Genomic DNA, 16,892 nt, shown 5'->3' with positions numbered 1-16,892 from the left:
AAAATCCGGTCCTAATTAGTGTGTTATGAAAGGGCGCTGCGGCGCCCTTCTTTACTTGGCTTAATCTCGACATTACATGAAAAACATCCGTAACTTTTCTATCATCGCCCATATCGACCACGGCAAATCTACGCTTGCAGACCGTATCATCCAGTTGTGTGGCGGGCTTTCTGACCGTGAAATGGAGGCCCAGGTGCTGGACTCCATGGATATTGAGCGTGAACGTGGCATTACGATCAAGGCGCAGACAGCTGCCCTGGAATACAAGGCACTGGATGGACAGATCTACAACCTCAATCTGATTGATACTCCAGGCCACGTTGACTTTTCCTATGAGGTCAGCCGGTCGCTGGCGGCCTGTGAAGGGGCACTGCTGGTGGTGGATGCCTCACAGGGCGTTGAAGCGCAAAGTGTGGCGAACTGCTATACCGCAATCGATCAGGGTGTTGAAGTGGTGCCCGTGCTCAACAAGATTGATTTGCCTGCTGCTGATCCTGAGCGCGTAATGCAGGAAATCGAGGATGTCATCGGTGTCGATGCTTCCGAAGCCGTACGTTGCTCTGCCAAGACAGGCGTGGGTGTGCAGGATGTGCTGGAAGCCATGATCGCCAAGATTCCCGCCCCAGTTGGTGATCCTGATAAGCCATTGAAAGCCCTGATTATTGACTCCTGGTTTGATAACTATGTCGGTGTCATCATGCTGGTACGCGTGGTGGATGGCGTGCTCAAGCCCAAGGACAAGATCCGCATGATGGCGACCAAGGCCACTTATCTTTGTGAGCAGGTAGGCGTATTTACGCCAAAATCGCGGCAGCGTAGTGCGTTATCGGCTGGTGAGGTGGGGTTTATCATCGCCGGCATCAAAGAGCTGACCAGTGCCAAAGTGGGCGATACGATTACTCTGGCAGACAAAGCTGCCACTGAGCCATTGCCTGGTTTCAAGGAAGTGAAGCCGCAGGTGTTTGCAGGCTTGTACCCGGTTGAATCCAACCAGTTCGAAGCATTGCGCGAAGCACTGGAAAAACTGCGGCTCAACGATGCTTCGCTGCAGTTCGAGCCTGAAAACTCGAGCGCGCTGGGCTTTGGTTTCCGTTGTGGCTTCCTGGGCCTGCTGCATATGGAAATCGTACAAGAGCGGCTGGAGCGTGAGTATGATATGGACCTCATTACCACTGCCCCGACTGTGGTGTATGAGTTGCTGCTCAAGACCGATGAAGTCGTGCAGATCGAGAATCCATCACGTTTGCCAGAACCATCCCGCGTAGCGGAAATCCGTGAGCCTATCATCACCATTAACCTGCTGATGCCCCAGGACTATGTCGGGCCGGTCATGACACTGTGTAATAACAAGCGTGGTGTGCAGCGTAATATGCAATATATGGGCCGTCAGGTCATGCTTACTTATGAAATGCCGCTCAATGAAGTCGTGCTGGATTTCTTTGACCGGTTGAAATCGGTATCTCGTGGTTACGCCTCCATGGACTATGAATTCCTGGAATTCCGTGCTGCTGACCTGGTCAAGTTGGACATTCTGGTCAACGGCGAGCGTGTTGATGCGTTGTCGTTGATTGTGCATCGCACGACCAGTATTCATCGAGGACGTGAGCTGGTCTCCAAAATGCGTGAACTGATTCCTCGCCAGATGTTTGACATTGCTGTCCAGGCGTCTATCGGAGCCAATATCATTGCCCGTGAAACGGTGAAAGCCATGCGCAAAAACGTGCTGGCCAAGTGTTATGGTGGGGATATCACGCGTAAGAAGAAGCTCCTCGAGAAGCAAAAAGAGGGTAAAAAGCGCATGAAACAGGTAGGTAATGTTGAAATTCCACAGGAAGCGTTCCTGGCTATTTTAAGGGTTGAAGATAAATGATGTTTGCATTGTTCATGGTGGCTGTCTTGGTCATTACCGGCATGATCTGGTTGCTGGACAGCCTGATCTGGCGCAAAAAGCGCGATGCAGATGCTGCTGATCCGGTGATTGTCGAATACTCCAAGAGTTTCTTTCCCGTCATCCTGGCTGTATTCGTGATCCGCTCATTTATTATCGAGCCCTTCAAGATCCCTTCAGGCTCAATGATGCCGACCCTGCTCGCAGGGGATTTCATCCTGGTGAACAAATTCACTTATGGACTGCGTGTGCCTATCCTGAATAAGACATTTCTTGAAGTCGGGCAACCTGAGCGTGGCGATGTCTTTGTATTTCATTACCCGCCAGATCCATCCATTGATTACATCAAGCGTGTAGTCGGTTTGCCGGGCGATCGTATTGCTTATAGAAACAAGCGTGTGTACGTCAATGGACAGCCTGTGAAGACAGATTATGTTGATGATTACAAATATGTGGGTTCAGGCCTCAATATGATCGTGACAAAACGCTATGCAGAGCAGTTGGGCGAAGCGAAGCACGATATACTGATTGAAGAGAATGGACTTGCCTTTGATGGTGAAGTGGAAGTGCCAGCGGGACATTACTTTGCCATGGGAGATAATCGTGACAACAGCAAGGATAGTCGTGTCTGGGGGTTCGTACCTGAAGGCAACCTGGTGGGCAAGGCATTCTTGATTTGGTGGAATTTTGACGATTTTGGTAGAATTGGCACTAAAATCAAGTAGGAATCCTACATGAAAAAGCAGTATGGCATGCTACTCCTTGGCTTTCTGCTCGCAACCGGGATGTTGCTAGCCATGCTCGCAATCAGGTTAACGCCTGCCTATCTAGAATATTTTGCAGTCAAGCGCATCATGGTGCTTATGGCACATGATGCTGCCTTTCCCCGGATGAGCCGGGCAGACATGATCACGACTTTTCAGAAACGGGCAGATAGCGTTGATATCCGTAGTGTTGAAGTGAAAGACCTTGCTTTTCTGCGTGACGAGGATGGCAGGACGGCGCTTTCCGTAGATTACCAGGTCAGTGTTCCCGTTATTTCCAATGTCAGTATATTGCTGGATTTTGAGGCATCAACCGATGACGTTCGTTGATTGTCAGAGTTATCAGAGAGCCGTGGATGGCAGAGTGGTTTTATTAGTGAATAGTAAGATGGATGGTAGGCTGCGATCATGAGTGAGACTGGTCTGGTACGACAGCTTGCATATAAGTTCAAGGATAAGAATCTCCTGGCGCGTGCCCTGACGCACCGCAGTTATTCTGGCAATAATAATGAGAGGCTGGAGTTTCTTGGTGACGGGGTACTGAATTTCCTTGTTGCACACCAGCTCTACCAACGGTTCCCTAATTTGCCGGAAGGCGATCTCAGTCGTTTGCGTGCTGAACTGGTCAAGGAGCAAACGCTCAGTGAAATTGCGACCGGGCTGAGCGTTGGCGAATTCCTGAATCTGGGCGAGGGTGAGTTGAAGAGTGGCGGCTGGCGGCGCCCATCCGTGCTGGCTGACGCCATGGAAGCGATTATTGGCGCAGTGTTCCTTGACGGGGGGTATCCAGCGGCTGCCGAACTTGTTGGCCGTCTGCTCCAGCGGCGTCTGGAAAACATCAACCCGAAATCTATCGGCAAGGATGCCAAGTCATTGCTGCAGGAATGCCTGCAGGCGCAGAAATTGAATTTGCCGGAATATGCTGTGCTGGCAATTGAAGGGGAGGCACACTGCCAGATTTTCCGGGTGAGTTGCCATATTCCCGAGCTGGAAGTGACAACAGAAGGCAAGGGCTCCAGTCGGCGTGCAGCAGAACAACAGGCTGCGCAGCTGGCATACGAAAAAATTGCCAAAAAAGGTAAGAAATGAATTCATCATCAGCATTCCGTTGTGGCACGGTTGCCATTGTCGGCCGTCCCAATGTTGGCAAGTCCACCTTGCTTAATCATATTCTGGGCCTGAAGCTCAGCATTACTTCGCGCAAGGCACAAACCACGCGCCACCGTCTGCTCGGTATTCATACCACTGACGATACCCAATACCTGTTCGTGGATACGCCTGGTTTCCAGCAGAAACATATCAATGCGCTCAATCGCAATCTGAATCGCACAGTGACTCAGGTGCTGAGTGAAGTGGATGTCGTACTGTTTGTGATTGAACCCATGCATCTGGGCGACGCAGACCGCAAAGTGCTGGAGCTACTGCCAAAGAATCAACCGGTATTTCTGGTCGTGAACAAAGCAGACCTGATGGGCGATAAAGGTAATTTATTGCCGCTGATCCAGGATTTTGATCTGGAATTTCCGTTTACCGGCATCATCCCTGTCAGCGCCAAGAAAAATCTTTACCTTGATGAGTTGCTGGCGGCTGTTCGTGAGCACTTGCCTGAGCAGCCTGCGATTTATGGCGAGGATGAACTGACGGATCGCAATGAGCGTTTCCTTGCTGCTGAAATGCTGCGCGAGAAAATTTTCCGTCTGCTGGGCGACGAAGTCCCGTATTCCGTGGCGGTGGAAATCGAGAAATTTGAGCAGGAAGGCAACCTGCGGCGTATTCATGCGGCGATTATCGTCGATAAGGACAGCCAGAAACCCATGCTGATCGGCAAGGGCGGTGAAAAACTCAAGCGCATTTCGACAGAGGCCCGCCAGGATATGGAAAAACTGTTTGGCGGCAAGGTCTGGCTCGAAACCTGGGTCAAGGTCAAGGGCGGCTGGGCAGATGATGAGCGTGCCCTTAAAAGCCTGGGTTACTGAATATGATGGCGGTATAGTTACTGATCCAGGGCATGTCTGTATCTTGTCTTTACAATATGTTTGTTGAAGTAATGGATGCTCTTCATTCCCTAGTCCACATGAAAAGTATCCAGCTTTAGATTTCTTACCGTCCCATATGGCCGCTCCCATCAATCGCCAGGATAATCAGCCGGTTTTTGTCCTGCATACCTATCCTTTCAAGGAAACCAGCCTGGTTGTCGAATTGTTCAGCCGGGAGTTCGGTCGTATAGCAGCAGTAGCCAAAGGAGCGCGGCGTCCACGCTCTGTCATGCGAGGCATGTTGCAGGCATTTCAGCCGCTGCAGGCAACCTGGTCTGGGAAGGCCGAGCTCAAGAATCTGCACAGCATGGAGTGGAACGCTGGTTTAATGCTGCTGCACGGTGAGGCATTGATGTGTGGCTTTTACCTCAATGAACTGTTGTTACGCCTGCTTCCACGTGAAGACAGTCATGATGTATTGTTCGATTATTATCATCAGACACTGCGTATCCTGGCCCAGGGGCAAGTCTCTCCCGCGACCACCTTGCGTCGCTTTGAACTCCGCATGTTGCAAGAGCTGGGTTATGCCGTACCGCTTGAGCATGATGCCTACTCCAACCTCATCCAGACAGGGCAGCAATATATTTACATGGTGGAGCAGGGCGCCCAGCCCGTAGGTCAGTATATGACGGAGGCAAATGGCGTACAATTGATGGGCAAGACGTTGCTGGATATGGTGCAGGACGATTACAGCGATGTACTCACCCAGCAGCAGAGCAAGCAACTGATGCGTACCTTGCTGGCATATTATCTGGGCGAGAAGCCCTTACATACCCGACAATTACTCATGGATCTGCAGGCATTATGAAACTAGGCGTCAATATCGATCATGTAGCCACATTGCGCCAGGCGCGTGGCACGCAATATCCCAGCGTAGTGCAGGCCGCATTGCGTGCGGAAGAGGCTGGTGCCGACAGCATTACCATTCACCTGCGCGAAGACAGGCGCCATATCCAGGATGCAGACGTATTTGCACTGCGTCCATTGCTGCAAACCAAAATGAACCTGGAAATGGCCGTGACCGATGAAATGGTGGGCATTGCATTACAGGTCAGGCCGCAGGATGTCTGCCTGGTGCCCGAGCGGCGCGAGGAGCGCACGACAGAGGGCGGCCTAGATGTGGCTGGCAAACTGGGAACCATTAAGGCAGCCTGCAAGACCCTGGCTGACGCGGGGATTCGCGTATCCCTGTTTATCGGGCCTGACCTTGAGCAGGTTGAAGCCGCCAAGGCGGCAGGCGCTCCAGTGATTGAAATACATACCGGGGCATTTGCCGATGCAAAGAGCGAGATTGAAAAGGCGGTTGAGTTGCAGCGTATCCGCATGGCTGTGGATCATGGGTTATCCTTGGGGCTGACCGTGAATGCCGGGCATGGCCTCAATATTCACAACGTGCATGAAATCGTCGGGATTCCAGGTATTGAAGAGCTCAATATCGGTCACGCGATTGTGGCCCATGCCTTGTTCGTAGGTTGGGAATACGCAGTGCGCGAAATGAAGGCGCTGATCGTACAGAAGGCGAATTAAGTCTGCCCATGATTTACGGAATAGGTACCGATATCGTCGAAGTCGTGCGCATAGAGGAATCCCTCAGCCGTTTTGGCGATGCATTTGCACAGCGCATCCTGACGCAGGATGAATGGCAGGAATATGCCACCATCCGGGTCAAGGCCAGATTTCTTGCCAAGCGGTTTGCTGCCAAGGAAGCATTTGCCAAGGCATTGGGAACCGGTATCCGTGGCGCAGCCAGTTTTGAGAATATCGGCATAGGCCATGACGCCCTGGGGAAGCCTGTCTTCCAGCTTGCGCCAGTTTTGCAGCAATACCTGCAGGACAAGGATATCAACAGCTTCCACTTGTCTATCAGTGATGAGAAGGCGCTGGCAGTGGCATTCGTGGTACTGGAAAAATCTGCGTGATGCGGGGGATAGGATTGGCCGCGGGGCTCATGCTGGCAATGACTGCGATGGCGGCAGATCAATGGGAGCTGTCGGGCGAGAGTAGTGCTGGCAAGCATTTTGTTGATCACAGCAGTGTGGTGCGTGATATGGCTGAGCAGCGCTTCACCGCACAAACCAAGGTGGAGCAGCCTGATGGCAGTGTCTGGATCACGACGATGCAGGTGGACTGCAAGTCCAGCCGGTTCAGTTATTTGCAGGGATATCAGATCAGGAATGGTCAGCAGGTTGTCAGGTTCGATGTGCCACGTGCGGCGGAAGCTATCAACCCCGGCTCCCTACCGGATCAATTGCAGCAACAATATTGCATGAAAAAGGCGGCCCCAGTAGTGAAGTCTCCACAATGGGAAGTGATCAGCAACAGCAATAGTGGTGAAGTGGCGCTTGACCGTGCTTCATTGCAACAATCGGCAGCCCATGAATTGACAGTCAATGCCCGCGTGAAATCATTCAGGAATGATGAACAGATGCTGAGCACGCTGCAGCTGAATTGCGATCAGGGTACTTTCAGGCTGCTGCAAGCGCAAAAAATACATGCGGGTAAAACCACGCCGATTTTTGACAAGCCACAGCCATCAGCACCTCTTGCCAAATCTGCAACTGCCCAGCAGCTTGCCAAGGCGGTGTGCAGCCCGGCAGGGAAGCAGGCGCGCAACCCTTTTCAGGAGGATAGCTGCAAGGAGATCCTGACGGAGTTGCAGGCCCTGGAGGGAAAAGTGCAGGCGGATGTGGATGCTAATGCTTTGTATTGTGATGCTATGCAGAAATATCTGGATCAGCTGGCGGATATTGCAGATAAAGTAGAAAAGAATCATTGTGCCATCCATAACCTGGATCAATATCAACGCCAGATACGCGCAGCCGGATGTGAAGGAAGCCTGGATGACTGATTATCCCAACAATCAGGCTGACATTGACTGGGAGCGTCGCTTCGGTGGTGTGCGCAGGCTGTATGGCGCCTCTGCCTTGCAGCGCTTCAGTGCAGCACATGTCTGCGTGATCGGTATGGGAGGGGTCGGCTCGTGGGCAGTGGAGGCATTGGCCCGTAATGCCATTGGCAAGCTCACCCTGATAGACCTGGATCATATTGCCGAGTCCAATATCAACCGCCAGCTGCATGCGCTGGAAGCAACCCTGGGACAGGCCAAGGTGACTGCAATGGCTGAGCGCATCCGAGCCATCAACCCATTGGCTGAAATTGAAGAAATCGAGGATTTCATCACACCGCACAATCTGGGTGAACTATTGTCTGGGCATTATGATGCTGTTCTGGATGCGATTGATGATGCCCGTGCCAAAGTGGCGCTGGCTGCATGGTGTCGCCAGCACCGCATGCCGTTGGTAGTGGCCGGAGGGGCGGGTGGACGTGTTGATCCGACCAGAATCAGGGTTGCGGATATGGCAGAGGTCCATGGTGACCGTTTACTTGCCAAGGTGCGTAATCAGTTGCGCCGGGACCATGCTTTCCCCCGGGGCGCTGATGGTAGGAAAAAAGTACAGAAATTTGGTATTAGCTGTGTTTATTCTGATGAACCCATCCGGCAACCGGATGCAAGCTGTGAGGCGGAATCTGCAGGTATTACTGGCCTGAACTGTGCTGGCTATGGCTCATCTGTCGCGGTGACGGCACCGTGCGGCATGACAGCAGCCTCTTTAATACTGAATCTGCTGGCGGCTTAAGTGCAGTATTAATTGGTCATGCTTTTCTCATATTCCGGAAAGTAGCGTGCAATGACCGCAAGGTCAAAACTGCGCAGTATGCTGGTATTGGATTCCCGCTCAAGCAGAAACTCAAAAGACCGCCTGATCAACTCCTCAGTTTCAAATCGTCCCCGGCTGAGTCTTTGCGCATATTCGGGATCGACTGTCACACGGTGAATGGTGGAAGCGCGGGCATCAACGGCTACTTCAAAAGCCTGCGCATGCAGTTTGCTGATTGTGATATTCGCCATCTTGCATCCCCATGCTGCCAGAAAGGACATAGTCTAGCGCAAATCCTCCATGGCAAGATAAATTACCGCAGCGTTTTCAATCGCATGCGCGTTGATGATGCCGAGAGATTCAGCATCGCCGCTTGAAATCCGTAGCACCAACCCCATATGCGCAAAATATTGCATCAACGAGTAACAGGAGCCAAGTAATGTCCACGGAAAACGTGAAAAAAGAAACACTGGGTTTTCAGGCTGAGGTCAAACAGCTTTTACAACTGATGATTCATTCACTCTACAGCAACAAGGAAATTGTGTTGCGGGAGTTGATTTCCAATGCGAGTGACGCTGCCGACAAATTGCGTTTTGCAGCACTGGCGGACAACAGCTTGTATGAAAATGACAGCGATCTCAAGATTCGTGTGAGTTTCGACAAAGAGGCTCGCACTGTCACTATCTCCGACAATGGGATAGGCATGGGCCGTGACGAAGTGATCAACAACATTGGCACCATCGCCAAGTCTGGTACCAAGGAATTTTTCCAATCACTGACTGGTGATCAGGCCAAGGATGCGAACCTGATTGGCCAATTCGGTGTGGGCTTTTATTCTGCCTTTATCCTGGCTGACAAAGTGACGCTGATTACGCGCCGTGCCGGTAGTACTGATGCTGTGCGCTGGGAGTCAGCAGGCGAGGGTGACTACACACTGGAAAGCGTTGATAAGCCCAGCCGTGGCACGGATATCGTGCTGCACTTGCGGGAAGGTGAGGACGAGTTCCTCAATGACTGGAAGCTCAAGACCATCATCCGCAAATATTCTGACCACATCACCTTGCCGATTGTGATGAAAAAATCCGAATGGAATGAGGGTGAACAGGTCGCAACCGATGAAGATGAAACCGTCAATCGCGCATCTGCGCTGTGGGCGCGTAGCAGGAATGACATCACGGAAGAAGAGTATCAAGAGTTCTACAAACATGTTTCTCATGATTTCGAGAACCCTCTGGCCTGGAGCCACAATCGCGTCGAAGGCAAGCAGGAATATATTTCCTTGCTCTACCTGCCATCCAAGGCTCCGTTCGATCTATATGAGCGTGACCGCCAGCATGGTATCAAGCTGTATGTGAAGCGTGTCTTCATCATGGATGATACCGAACAACTCATGCCGCAATACCTGCGTTTTGTGCGTGGCGTGATCGATAGCGCAGACCTGCCGCTGAATGTATCGCGTGAAATCCTGCAGCACTCCAAGGATATTGATGCGATCAAGGCTGGTTCCGTGAAAAAGGTACTGGGCCTGCTGGAAGACCTGGCTGAAAACAAGCCGGAAGAATATGCCAGCTTCTGGAAGGAATTCGGGCGTGTACTTAAGGAAGGTCCGGGTGAAGACTTCTCCAACAAGGATAAAATTGCCGGGCTGCTGCGTTTTGCCAGCACCCATGCCGATGATGCCGACCAAATTGTGTCCTTCAAGGATTACATCAGTCGTATGAAAGATGGGCAGGACGCTATTTACTACATCACGGCAGATAGTTTCGCTGCTGCGCAGCACAGTCCGCACCTGGAAATCTTCCGTAAGAAGGGTATCGAAGTCCTGTTGTTGTCAGACCGAGTGGATGAATGGCTGCTGGGCAGCCTCACCGAGTTCGAGGGCAAGAAACTGCAATCCGTCGCCAAGGGTGACCTGGACCTGGGCAAGCTGGAAGACGAAGCGGAAAAAGAACAGCAGAAGAAAACCGAGGATGAATACAAACCATTGGTTGAGCGGGTTCAGACTGTGCTGGGTGAAAGTGTCAAGGAAGTTCGGGTGACACACCGCCTGACAGACTCGCCGGCCTGCCTCGTGGCAGGGAAACATGATCTGTCAGGTAATCTGGAGCGATTGCTCAAGGCCGCCGGACAGAAGACACCGGATAGCAAACCTATTCTGGAAATCAATCCGGAACATGGCATTGTCCAGCGCCTCAAGGCAGTGGAAGATGATGCAAAATTTACGGATTGGGCACATCTCCTGTTCGATCAGGCCTTGCTTGCCGAGGGTGGGCAGCTTGAAGACCCTGCCGCTTTCGTACGCAGGGTGAACAGCATGCTGGCCTGATATTGACATAGTGTGAACAACCGGCATTTTGACTTGGTCAATGCCGGTTTTTATTGTATAATCCGCGCCTTCGTGCAAAGGATTTTGCTGTTTGTGCGGAAATGTAGTGTGCAGGTATGCCATGTATGAACATGGTGATAGCGTCAAGCTATCCATCCCGAGGCAGTGTTGGGATGCAGGAAGCTATTTTGTCAGGTCAGCCTGATCAATCCAACTATTGAAGGAGTTTTACAGAATGTCTAGATTCACCGGCCCACGTCTTAAAGTAATGCGCGCACTTGGTATTGATCTGCCTGGCTTGTCCCGCAAGACCATCGAGGCACGTCCAACCCCTCCTGGCCAACATGGTGCCAAGAACACACGTCGCAAGAAGTCTGACTTCGGCGTCAAGCTGCAGGAAAAGCAAAAGCTGCGTTTCAACTATGGTTTGTCCGAAAAGCAACTGCGCCGTCTGGTGGTTGATGCACGTAAGGGTAAATCCCCTACCGGCGAAACATTGCTGCAACTGCTGGAACGTCGTCTGGACAACGTGGTATTCCGCGCTGGTTTCGCACCGACGATTGCTGCAGCTCGTCAGCTGGTTTCCCACCGCCACGTATTGCTGAACGGCAAGTCCGTGAACATCCCGTCCATCCGCCTGCGCGTGGGTGATGAGATTTCCATGAAGTCCAGCAGCACCAAGCTGCCTATCGTCGTGGAAACATTGGCTAACATGCCATTGGTTCGCCCTGAGTGGTTGTCATGGGCTGAGCAAGGCCAACAAGCCAAGGTTGCCCATCTTCCAGCTGCTGAAGATGTACCGTTCCCGGTAGATGTACAGCAAGTGGTTGAATACTACGCCAACCGCCTGTAATTTTCAGGAACATAAAAAAGACCGCTATATGCGGTCTTTTTTTTGGCCATTTCACAGGATGAGAACGATCTGCGTACGCTAAAAATAACAAGAATCGTGTTCAATTAGCTGCTAGAATGGTAACTATTCTTGACGAAGTAACTGAGAATAGTTATCATTTTCTGCTTATTCGCAGAATCATTTCTGCGTTAATATTGACGACATCTTGCAGATGTTAAGTCGAACTATGAGCGGATAACGATGAAAACAGCGAACAATTGTAAGCGTGTAGTACTTGCAGGAGGCGAAGGGTGCAGGGTGCTGTATTGTGAAGAATGTAATGTGGCAGAAGTGGAAGTTGGGGCACTAAGTCTACGCCTGGAGGCACATGCCTTTAATTCACTTGCTGAAATGATGCAGGAAGCCGCTGCCCGGTTGGCTATCCATTACGCAAACAACTCCCATAGTCAATTCACCGCCAGTGTCAAAAATGTCCATTGATACTCAGTTTGCACGCCTTTCAAAAGCGCACTATGGAGGGCAAGTGAGTCAACAACCAACTCGTAGCTTAAAACCTACCCGGGTTTTTCGAGTACAAGATAATAGCGATTTTTCTGGCAAAGCCCTGGCAGGTACAGTGGTCATGCACATTGCTGTTTTTGCAGCCTTGATCGTGGCTTCTACCCGTGAGCCACTACAGGAAAATGCTGCGCCGCCTATCATGGTCAGTATTGTCAAGAGTCCGGAACCAATCCCGGAAGTTGCCATTACTGAGCCTGAGCCGGAACCAACGCCAAAACCACCGGAACCAAAACCGAAGCCTAAACCCAAACCAAAGCCCAAGGTGGTAGATAAGCCGGTACCAATTGAAGCGCCGCAGCCTGTGGAGCCGGAACCAGAAGTGCAGGAAGAGATTTCTGAACCGCCACCTCAGGAAATGAAGCAGGCTCCTGCCCAGGCTCCTGTACAGGACACGCCAGTTGTGGCGGAGAGGGTTGAAGAAGTCAAGCCACCTGAACCGAAGGAACAGGCGATTCCCGAAATCCCGATCAGTGGTGTTTCATATCTGCATCAGGAAATACCTGTATATCCTGCCATGTCCAGGAGGTTGGGCGAGCAGGGGATCGTGATGCTGCGGATGCTGATTTCAGAAACCGGTGTGCCGGAAACGATCCAGATCGAGAAAAGCAGTGGGTCTGAGCGGCTGGACAAGGCAGCGATGGAAGCAGCCAAGAAGTCCAGGTTCAATCCTTACAAGCGTGATAACAAGCCGATGAAGGTATCTGTGATCGCACCGGTCAGATTTACTATTTCGGATTAACCAGTTGTTTTATCAGATTAGCCATACATACTTTTATATATAGGATTTAATGCACTATGGAAAATTCATACGAATTTAACAGCCTTGACTTTATTCTCGCTGGTGGCCCCGTATCCATTCTGGTTGCGGTGATACTTCTTGTCATGTCCGTGATCAGTTGGTATCTCATGATCGTCAAGTTTTATCAGGCGCTGACCATTCGCAGTGCTGGACGCGAATACAACAACCATTTCTGGCAGGCACCTTCCATTGAGGCTGGCTTGCGTCACCATAATGGCGAGTCACTGGTGTCCCGCGTTGCCAACCAGGCAGTGGATGCTGCCGAGCATTATCAAACACATGTGCCTGGCAAGAACGAAGATATCTGCAACAAGGATGAGTTCATTGCGCGTGCTATGCGCCGCCAGATCGCTGTGGAAAGCGAGCATCTGGACTACGGCCTGACTGTGCTGGCTTCAGTCGGCAGTGTGGCGCCGTTTGTGGGCCTGTTTGGTACCGTGTGGGGTATTTATCACGCATTGGCAAGTATCAGCCAAAGCGGCCAGGCAACTCTGGACAAGGTGGCTGGCCCAGTGGGTGAAGCCTTGATCATGACAGCGCTTGGTCTGGCAGTAGCGATCCCTGCCGTGCTGGTGTACAACGCCCTGGTGCGCCGCAACCGCGTGATCCTGGGTGAGGTGGAAGGTTTTGCCAATGACCTGCACATCCTGCTGACCACTGGTTCCACGCTGAACCCGAGTAGCAAGACCACTGCTGGCGTAGTCACGATGCGTGCTGGTGCCAAGTTGCAAGAGGTGACAGCATGATAGTGGGAGGCGGAATCGGCGGCGGGGGCGGCAATAGCAGCCCCATGTCCGAAATCAATACCACGCCTCTCGTCGACGTGATGCTGGTATTGTTGGTGATCTTTATCATTACAGCGCCCTTGCTGACTCATGCGGTCAAGATTGACCTGCCGCAGGCAACCAGCCAGCCATCTCCGGAAAAGCCGGACATCATTGACGTGGCAATTGACGGAGCAGGCGTTATTTACTGGAATGACCAGACCATCAACATGGATGAGATGAATGTGAAACTGCACGAAGTGGCAGACAAGGAACCACAACCTGAGTTGCATATTCGTGCTGATAAGGAAACTCGTTACCAGATACTGGCTGAAGTCATGGCTTATGCCCAGAATGCCGGAGTGCAGAAACTGGGATTTGTCAGCGATCCAACTCCTCAGTAATACAACGATTGCATCATGAAAAAAGCCGGGATTTCCCGGCTTTTTGCATTCTGGAGCATCACGTCATGGTAGAGACTACTCCACATTGGCATCATATTTGTGATGCCTGGAGCCAGCTTTTTCCTGTTCAAGTTCCTGATGCTGTTGTAGTCTTGTAAGGGGGGATCATCGTTGAAGGAATGAAGCGAAGCGTGGTAAGTACCCACGATGGCATGAAAAGTGGCCTGATTTTTGCTGATGAAATATTACCAGTTTCGCAAGAGTGTCATACATACCGTTCAGGATGATGTTTGGGAAAGCATGTGAACACATGCCTGGAAATTTGCAATTTCAATACAGAAAGACGCCGATGACTGCTGCCAATAATAATGAATCCCGAAAAACCAAAACTTCGACACCAGTGATCACCACTGAGCAAACACCCATTGCTCAGGCTTTGCAGAATCACCTGATATTTTCCGCATTCAAGACCAGTGAAACCTCCACGCCTCGTGACTGGTATGTCGCGACTGGTCATACCGTACGCGACCACGTAGTGGAGCGCTGGGCCAAGACCGCAGAAGCCTATAACAGCCAGGACCCGAAACGGGTGTATTACTTGTCCCTGGAATTCCTCATTGGGCGCATGTTGCAGAATGCTGCACTGAATCTGGGCGTCGAGGATGAAGTCCGCGATGGCCTGAAGGCATTGGGACATAAATTTGAGGATGTCGTCGAGCTGGAAAGCGACGCTGCGCTGGGTAATGGTGGCCTGGGCCGTCTGGCGGCGTGTTTCCTTGATTCCATGGCGAGCATGAATATCCCGGGAACCGGTTATGGTATCCGCTATGAATATGGCATGTTCCGCCAATCCATCAACCAGGGGCAACAAATAGAAAACCCGGATAACTGGTTACGTTATGGAAATCTCTGGGAATTCCAGCGGCCTGAAAGCCAGTACCCGGTCAAATTCTATGGGCGCGTGGTTGAATTTCCCACCTCCAAAGGCACGGAGTGTCACTGGGTGGATGCTGAGAGCGTGCTGGCGGTGGCCTATGATATGCCGGTGCCGGGCTATGATACTGAAACCGTCAACACCCTGCGCTTGTGGTCAGCCAAGGCGGCGCGGGAGTTTGACCTGGCGCATTTCAATGATGGTAATTACGAGAAGGCAGTAGAAGAGCGTAATGCCTACGAAAACATCTCCAAAGTCCTGTATCCCAACGATACATCCGTGCTGGGACGCGAGCTGCGCCTGAAGCAACAATACTTTTTTGTCTCGGCTTCCATCCAGGATATCTTGCGCCGTTTCCTCGCCAAGCATGACGACTGGAATGCATTGCCGGATAAGGTTGCCATCCAGCTCAACGACACCCATCCTGCCATTGCCGTTGCCGAGCTGATGTACCAGCTGGTGGATGTGCATCACCTGAGCTGGGAGCAGGCCTGGAAAATCAGCAACAAGGTATTTGCCTATACCAATCACACCCTGATGCCGGAAGCACTGGAAACATGGTCAGTGGAAATGTTCCAGAAACTGCTGCCGCGTCATCTCAAGATCATTTATCGCATCAATTTTGATTTTCTGCAGATGGTGAATCATAAATTCCCGGGAGATACAGGTCTGCTGACCCGGGTATCCATCATTGACGAAGAACATGGTCGCCGGGTGCGCATGGCCCATCTGGCGGTTGTTGGCAGCCATACCGTCAACGGCGTGGCCGCATTGCACAGCGAACTGCTACGTACTACCCTGTTCGCGGACTTCAACCGCATCTTTCCGGGACGCTTCATCAATATCACCAATGGCATTACGCCGCGACGCTGGCTCAACCAGTGTAATCCCGGCCTGACACACTTGCTTGAAACCGTGATCGGCAAAGGTTTTCATCATGACCTCAGTAAACTGCGTGCGCTGGAACCATTGGCCAATGATGCGGAATTCCGCCAGACCTTTCGCAAGATCAAGCATACCAACAAGGCACGGCTGGCCAAGCGCATTGCGCAGTTGACCGGGGTGCAGCTGAACCCTGATGCCTTGTTTGATGTGCAGATTAAACGCATTCATGAATACAAGCGCCAGTTGCTCAATGTGCTGCACATCATCACGCTCTATAACCGCATTCGCGGCGGCCATGTCCGGGATGCAACACCGAGAGTGGTGATCTTCGGCGGCAAGGCAGCCCCCGGCTACAAGCTTGCCAAACTCATTATCCGCCTGATCAATGATGTGGCCTCCATTGTCAATGAAGACCCGGCAGTCGGTGACAAGCTCAAGGTTGTGTTCTATCCCAATTACGAAGTCTCGGCAGCGGAATTACTGTTCCCGGGCAGTGACTTGTCAGAGCAGATATCGACCGCAGGGACGGAAGCATCAGGCACCGGTAACATGAAAATGGCCTTGAATGGCGCGCTGACCATAGGCACGCTGGACGGTGCCAATGTGGAAATCCGCGAAGAGGTTGGCGCTGAAAATATCTTTATCTTCGGCCTGACCACACCGCAAGTAGCGGAACTCAAAGCCAATCACTACAATCCCTGGGATTATTACCATGGCAATTTTGAGCTGAAGCAGGCCATCGACATGATTACCAACGGTTTCTTCTCCGTGGATGAGCCAGACCGCTACCAGGAAATCGGTGAAACCCTGCTCAATAATGGCGATCATTATCTGCTGCTGGCAGATTACGCCAGCTATATTGAAACTCAGGATGCCGTGGCACAACTATACAAGGACCAGGAAGAGTGGAGCCGCCGCGCCATCCTCAATGTGGCGCGCATGGGTAAATTTTCCAGTGACCGCACCATCGGGGAATACATCAGCGAAATCTGGAAGGTAGAACCTGTACACAGCTGATG

Annotated in this window: 18 protein-coding genes; 16 read left to right on the top strand and 2 right to left on the bottom strand. The window is 51.7% G+C overall.

All coding sequences use genetic code 11. The annotated features are described in order from the left end of the window. Window positions 1-76 precede the first annotated feature (76 nt). The 10 genes from lepA (at window position 77) to CHB59_RS04660 (ending at window position 8,326) form a co-directional block, all read left to right on the top strand. Complete coding sequence (gene lepA, locus CHB59_RS04705) at window positions 77-1,870, top strand: translation elongation factor 4 (protein ID WP_089375075.1); 1,794 nt, start codon at window positions 77-79, stop codon at window positions 1,868-1,870. Then, the gene (lepB, locus tag CHB59_RS04700) at window positions 1,867-2,613 is read left to right on the top strand and encodes a signal peptidase I (protein WP_089375074.1); all 747 of its coding nucleotides are present in this window, start codon (window positions 1,867-1,869) and stop codon (window positions 2,611-2,613) included. Before lepA ends, lepB begins: the two co-directional genes overlap by 4 nt. A gap of 9 nt (window positions 2,614-2,622) precedes the next feature. Continuing rightward, window positions 2,623-2,982: a DUF4845 domain-containing protein gene (locus tag CHB59_RS04695; RefSeq protein ID WP_089375073.1), complete on the top strand. Its 360-nt coding sequence runs from the start codon at window positions 2,623-2,625 to the stop codon at window positions 2,980-2,982. Window positions 2,983-3,060: 78 nt separating this feature from the next. Next, complete coding sequence (rnc, locus tag CHB59_RS04690; protein ID WP_089375072.1) at window positions 3,061-3,741, top strand: ribonuclease III; 681 nt, start codon at window positions 3,061-3,063, stop codon at window positions 3,739-3,741. Further along, a complete protein-coding gene (gene era, locus CHB59_RS04685) occupies window positions 3,738-4,628 on the top strand; it encodes a GTPase Era (protein ID WP_089375071.1) in 891 nt (296 codons plus the stop codon). Before rnc ends, era begins: the two co-directional genes overlap by 4 nt. A 136-nt stretch (window positions 4,629-4,764) precedes the next feature. Further along, window positions 4,765-5,496 carry a DNA repair protein RecO gene (gene recO, locus CHB59_RS04680; RefSeq protein ID WP_089375070.1) on the top strand — a complete coding sequence of 244 codons (732 nt, stop codon included), beginning with the start codon at window positions 4,765-4,767 and terminating at the stop codon, window positions 5,494-5,496. After that, window positions 5,490-6,215, top strand: coding sequence for a pyridoxine 5'-phosphate synthase (pdxJ, locus tag CHB59_RS04675; protein ID WP_089375069.1), 726 nt, complete (start codon window positions 5,490-5,492; stop codon window positions 6,213-6,215). The genes recO and pdxJ overlap by 7 nt, the downstream gene beginning before the upstream one ends. Window positions 6,216-6,223: 8 nt before the next feature. Further along, window positions 6,224-6,607, top strand: coding sequence for a holo-ACP synthase (gene acpS, locus CHB59_RS04670; RefSeq protein ID WP_089375068.1), 384 nt, complete (start codon window positions 6,224-6,226; stop codon window positions 6,605-6,607). A gap of 29 nt (window positions 6,608-6,636) precedes the next feature. Beyond that, a complete protein-coding gene (locus CHB59_RS04665; protein WP_245835034.1) occupies window positions 6,637-7,536 on the top strand; it encodes a hypothetical protein in 900 nt (299 codons plus the stop codon). Beyond that, window positions 7,529-8,326: a tRNA threonylcarbamoyladenosine dehydratase gene (locus CHB59_RS04660; RefSeq protein WP_089375066.1), complete on the top strand. Its 798-nt coding sequence runs from the start codon at window positions 7,529-7,531 to the stop codon at window positions 8,324-8,326. Before CHB59_RS04665 ends, CHB59_RS04660 begins: the two co-directional genes overlap by 8 nt. 8 nt (window positions 8,327-8,334) lie before the next feature. Here CHB59_RS04660 and CHB59_RS04655 read toward each other — a convergent pair whose 3' ends face one another. Further along, window positions 8,335-8,598: a hypothetical protein gene (locus tag CHB59_RS04655; protein ID WP_089375146.1), complete on the bottom strand. Its 264-nt coding sequence runs from the start codon at window positions 8,596-8,598 to the stop codon at window positions 8,335-8,337. 33 nt (window positions 8,599-8,631) lie between these two features. Continuing rightward, entirely contained in the window at window positions 8,632-8,763 is a 132-nt protein-coding gene (locus tag CHB59_RS11860) for a hypothetical protein (protein WP_281252016.1), read from the bottom strand. A 23-nt stretch (window positions 8,764-8,786) separates the two neighbouring features. Here CHB59_RS11860 and htpG point away from each other — a divergent pair, with 23 nt between their 5' ends. The 6 genes from htpG (at window position 8,787) to CHB59_RS04615 (ending at window position 16,890) form a co-directional block, all read left to right on the top strand. Then, a complete protein-coding gene (htpG, locus tag CHB59_RS04650; protein ID WP_089375065.1) occupies window positions 8,787-10,673 on the top strand; it encodes a molecular chaperone HtpG in 1,887 nt (628 codons plus the stop codon). Between the two features lie 235 nt (window positions 10,674-10,908). Continuing rightward, window positions 10,909-11,526, top strand: coding sequence for a 30S ribosomal protein S4 (rpsD, locus tag CHB59_RS04645; RefSeq protein WP_089375064.1), 618 nt, complete (start codon window positions 10,909-10,911; stop codon window positions 11,524-11,526). A 622-nt stretch (window positions 11,527-12,148) separates the two neighbouring features. After that, window positions 12,149-12,826 (top strand): energy transducer TonB, encoded by a 678-nt coding sequence (locus CHB59_RS04635; protein ID WP_245835033.1) that lies wholly within the window; start codon window positions 12,149-12,151, stop codon window positions 12,824-12,826. Window positions 12,827-12,882: 56 nt separating this feature from the next. Then, on the top strand, window positions 12,883-13,632 hold the full coding sequence (locus tag CHB59_RS04630) for a MotA/TolQ/ExbB proton channel family protein (protein WP_089375061.1): 750 nt from the start codon (window positions 12,883-12,885) through the stop codon (window positions 13,630-13,632). Continuing rightward, on the top strand, window positions 13,629-14,054 hold the full coding sequence (locus CHB59_RS04625; protein ID WP_089375060.1) for an ExbD/TolR family protein: 426 nt from the start codon (window positions 13,629-13,631) through the stop codon (window positions 14,052-14,054). Before CHB59_RS04630 ends, CHB59_RS04625 begins: the two co-directional genes overlap by 4 nt. A gap of 349 nt (window positions 14,055-14,403) precedes the next feature. Then, the gene (locus CHB59_RS04615; protein WP_089375058.1) at window positions 14,404-16,890 is read left to right on the top strand and encodes a glycogen/starch/alpha-glucan phosphorylase; all 2,487 of its coding nucleotides are present in this window, start codon (window positions 14,404-14,406) and stop codon (window positions 16,888-16,890) included. Window positions 16,891-16,892: the final 2 nt, after the last annotated feature.

The sequence above is a fragment of the Methylobacillus rhizosphaerae genome (assembly GCF_900187985.1).
Classification (GTDB): Bacteria; Pseudomonadota; Gammaproteobacteria; order Burkholderiales; family Methylophilaceae; genus Methylobacillus; species Methylobacillus rhizosphaerae.
The sequence above is the reverse complement of the archived record's forward strand: the minus strand, read 5'-3'. Positions and strand labels throughout refer to the sequence as shown.

What these genes read in the sequence shown, in the direction of transcription:
- era (WP_089375071.1), top strand. Translation starts at nt 3,738, where the DNA reads ATGAATTCATCATCAGCATTCCGTTGTGGCACGGTTGCCATTGTCGGC.
- CHB59_RS04660 (WP_089375066.1), top strand. Translation starts at nt 7,529, where the DNA reads ATGACTGATTATCCCAACAATCAGGCTGACATTGACTGGGAGCGTCGC.
- rpsD (WP_089375064.1), top strand. Translation starts at nt 10,909, where the DNA reads ATGTCTAGATTCACCGGCCCACGTCTTAAAGTAATGCGCGCACTTGGT.
- recO (WP_089375070.1), top strand. Translation starts at nt 4,765, where the DNA reads ATGGCCGCTCCCATCAATCGCCAGGATAATCAGCCGGTTTTTGTCCTG.
- acpS (WP_089375068.1), top strand. Translation starts at nt 6,224, where the DNA reads ATGATTTACGGAATAGGTACCGATATCGTCGAAGTCGTGCGCATAGAG.
- CHB59_RS04635 (WP_245835033.1), top strand. Translation starts at nt 12,149, where the DNA reads ATGCACATTGCTGTTTTTGCAGCCTTGATCGTGGCTTCTACCCGTGAG.
- CHB59_RS04655 (WP_089375146.1), bottom strand. Translation starts at nt 8,598, where the DNA reads ATGGCGAATATCACAATCAGCAAACTGCATGCGCAGGCTTTTGAAGTA.
- CHB59_RS04625 (WP_089375060.1), top strand. Translation starts at nt 13,629, where the DNA reads ATGATAGTGGGAGGCGGAATCGGCGGCGGGGGCGGCAATAGCAGCCCC.
- lepA (WP_089375075.1), top strand. Translation starts at nt 77, where the DNA reads ATGAAAAACATCCGTAACTTTTCTATCATCGCCCATATCGACCACGGC.
- lepB (WP_089375074.1), top strand. Translation starts at nt 1,867, where the DNA reads ATGATGTTTGCATTGTTCATGGTGGCTGTCTTGGTCATTACCGGCATG.
- CHB59_RS04665 (WP_245835034.1), top strand. Translation starts at nt 6,637, where the DNA reads ATGCTGGCAATGACTGCGATGGCGGCAGATCAATGGGAGCTGTCGGGC.
- CHB59_RS04630 (WP_089375061.1), top strand. Translation starts at nt 12,883, where the DNA reads ATGGAAAATTCATACGAATTTAACAGCCTTGACTTTATTCTCGCTGGT.
- htpG (WP_089375065.1), top strand. Translation starts at nt 8,787, where the DNA reads ATGTCCACGGAAAACGTGAAAAAAGAAACACTGGGTTTTCAGGCTGAG.
- CHB59_RS11860 (WP_281252016.1), bottom strand. Translation starts at nt 8,763, where the DNA reads ATGCAATATTTTGCGCATATGGGGTTGGTGCTACGGATTTCAAGCGGC.
- rnc (WP_089375072.1), top strand. Translation starts at nt 3,061, where the DNA reads ATGAGTGAGACTGGTCTGGTACGACAGCTTGCATATAAGTTCAAGGAT.
- CHB59_RS04695 (WP_089375073.1), top strand. Translation starts at nt 2,623, where the DNA reads ATGAAAAAGCAGTATGGCATGCTACTCCTTGGCTTTCTGCTCGCAACC.
- CHB59_RS04615 (WP_089375058.1), top strand. Translation starts at nt 14,404, where the DNA reads ATGACTGCTGCCAATAATAATGAATCCCGAAAAACCAAAACTTCGACA.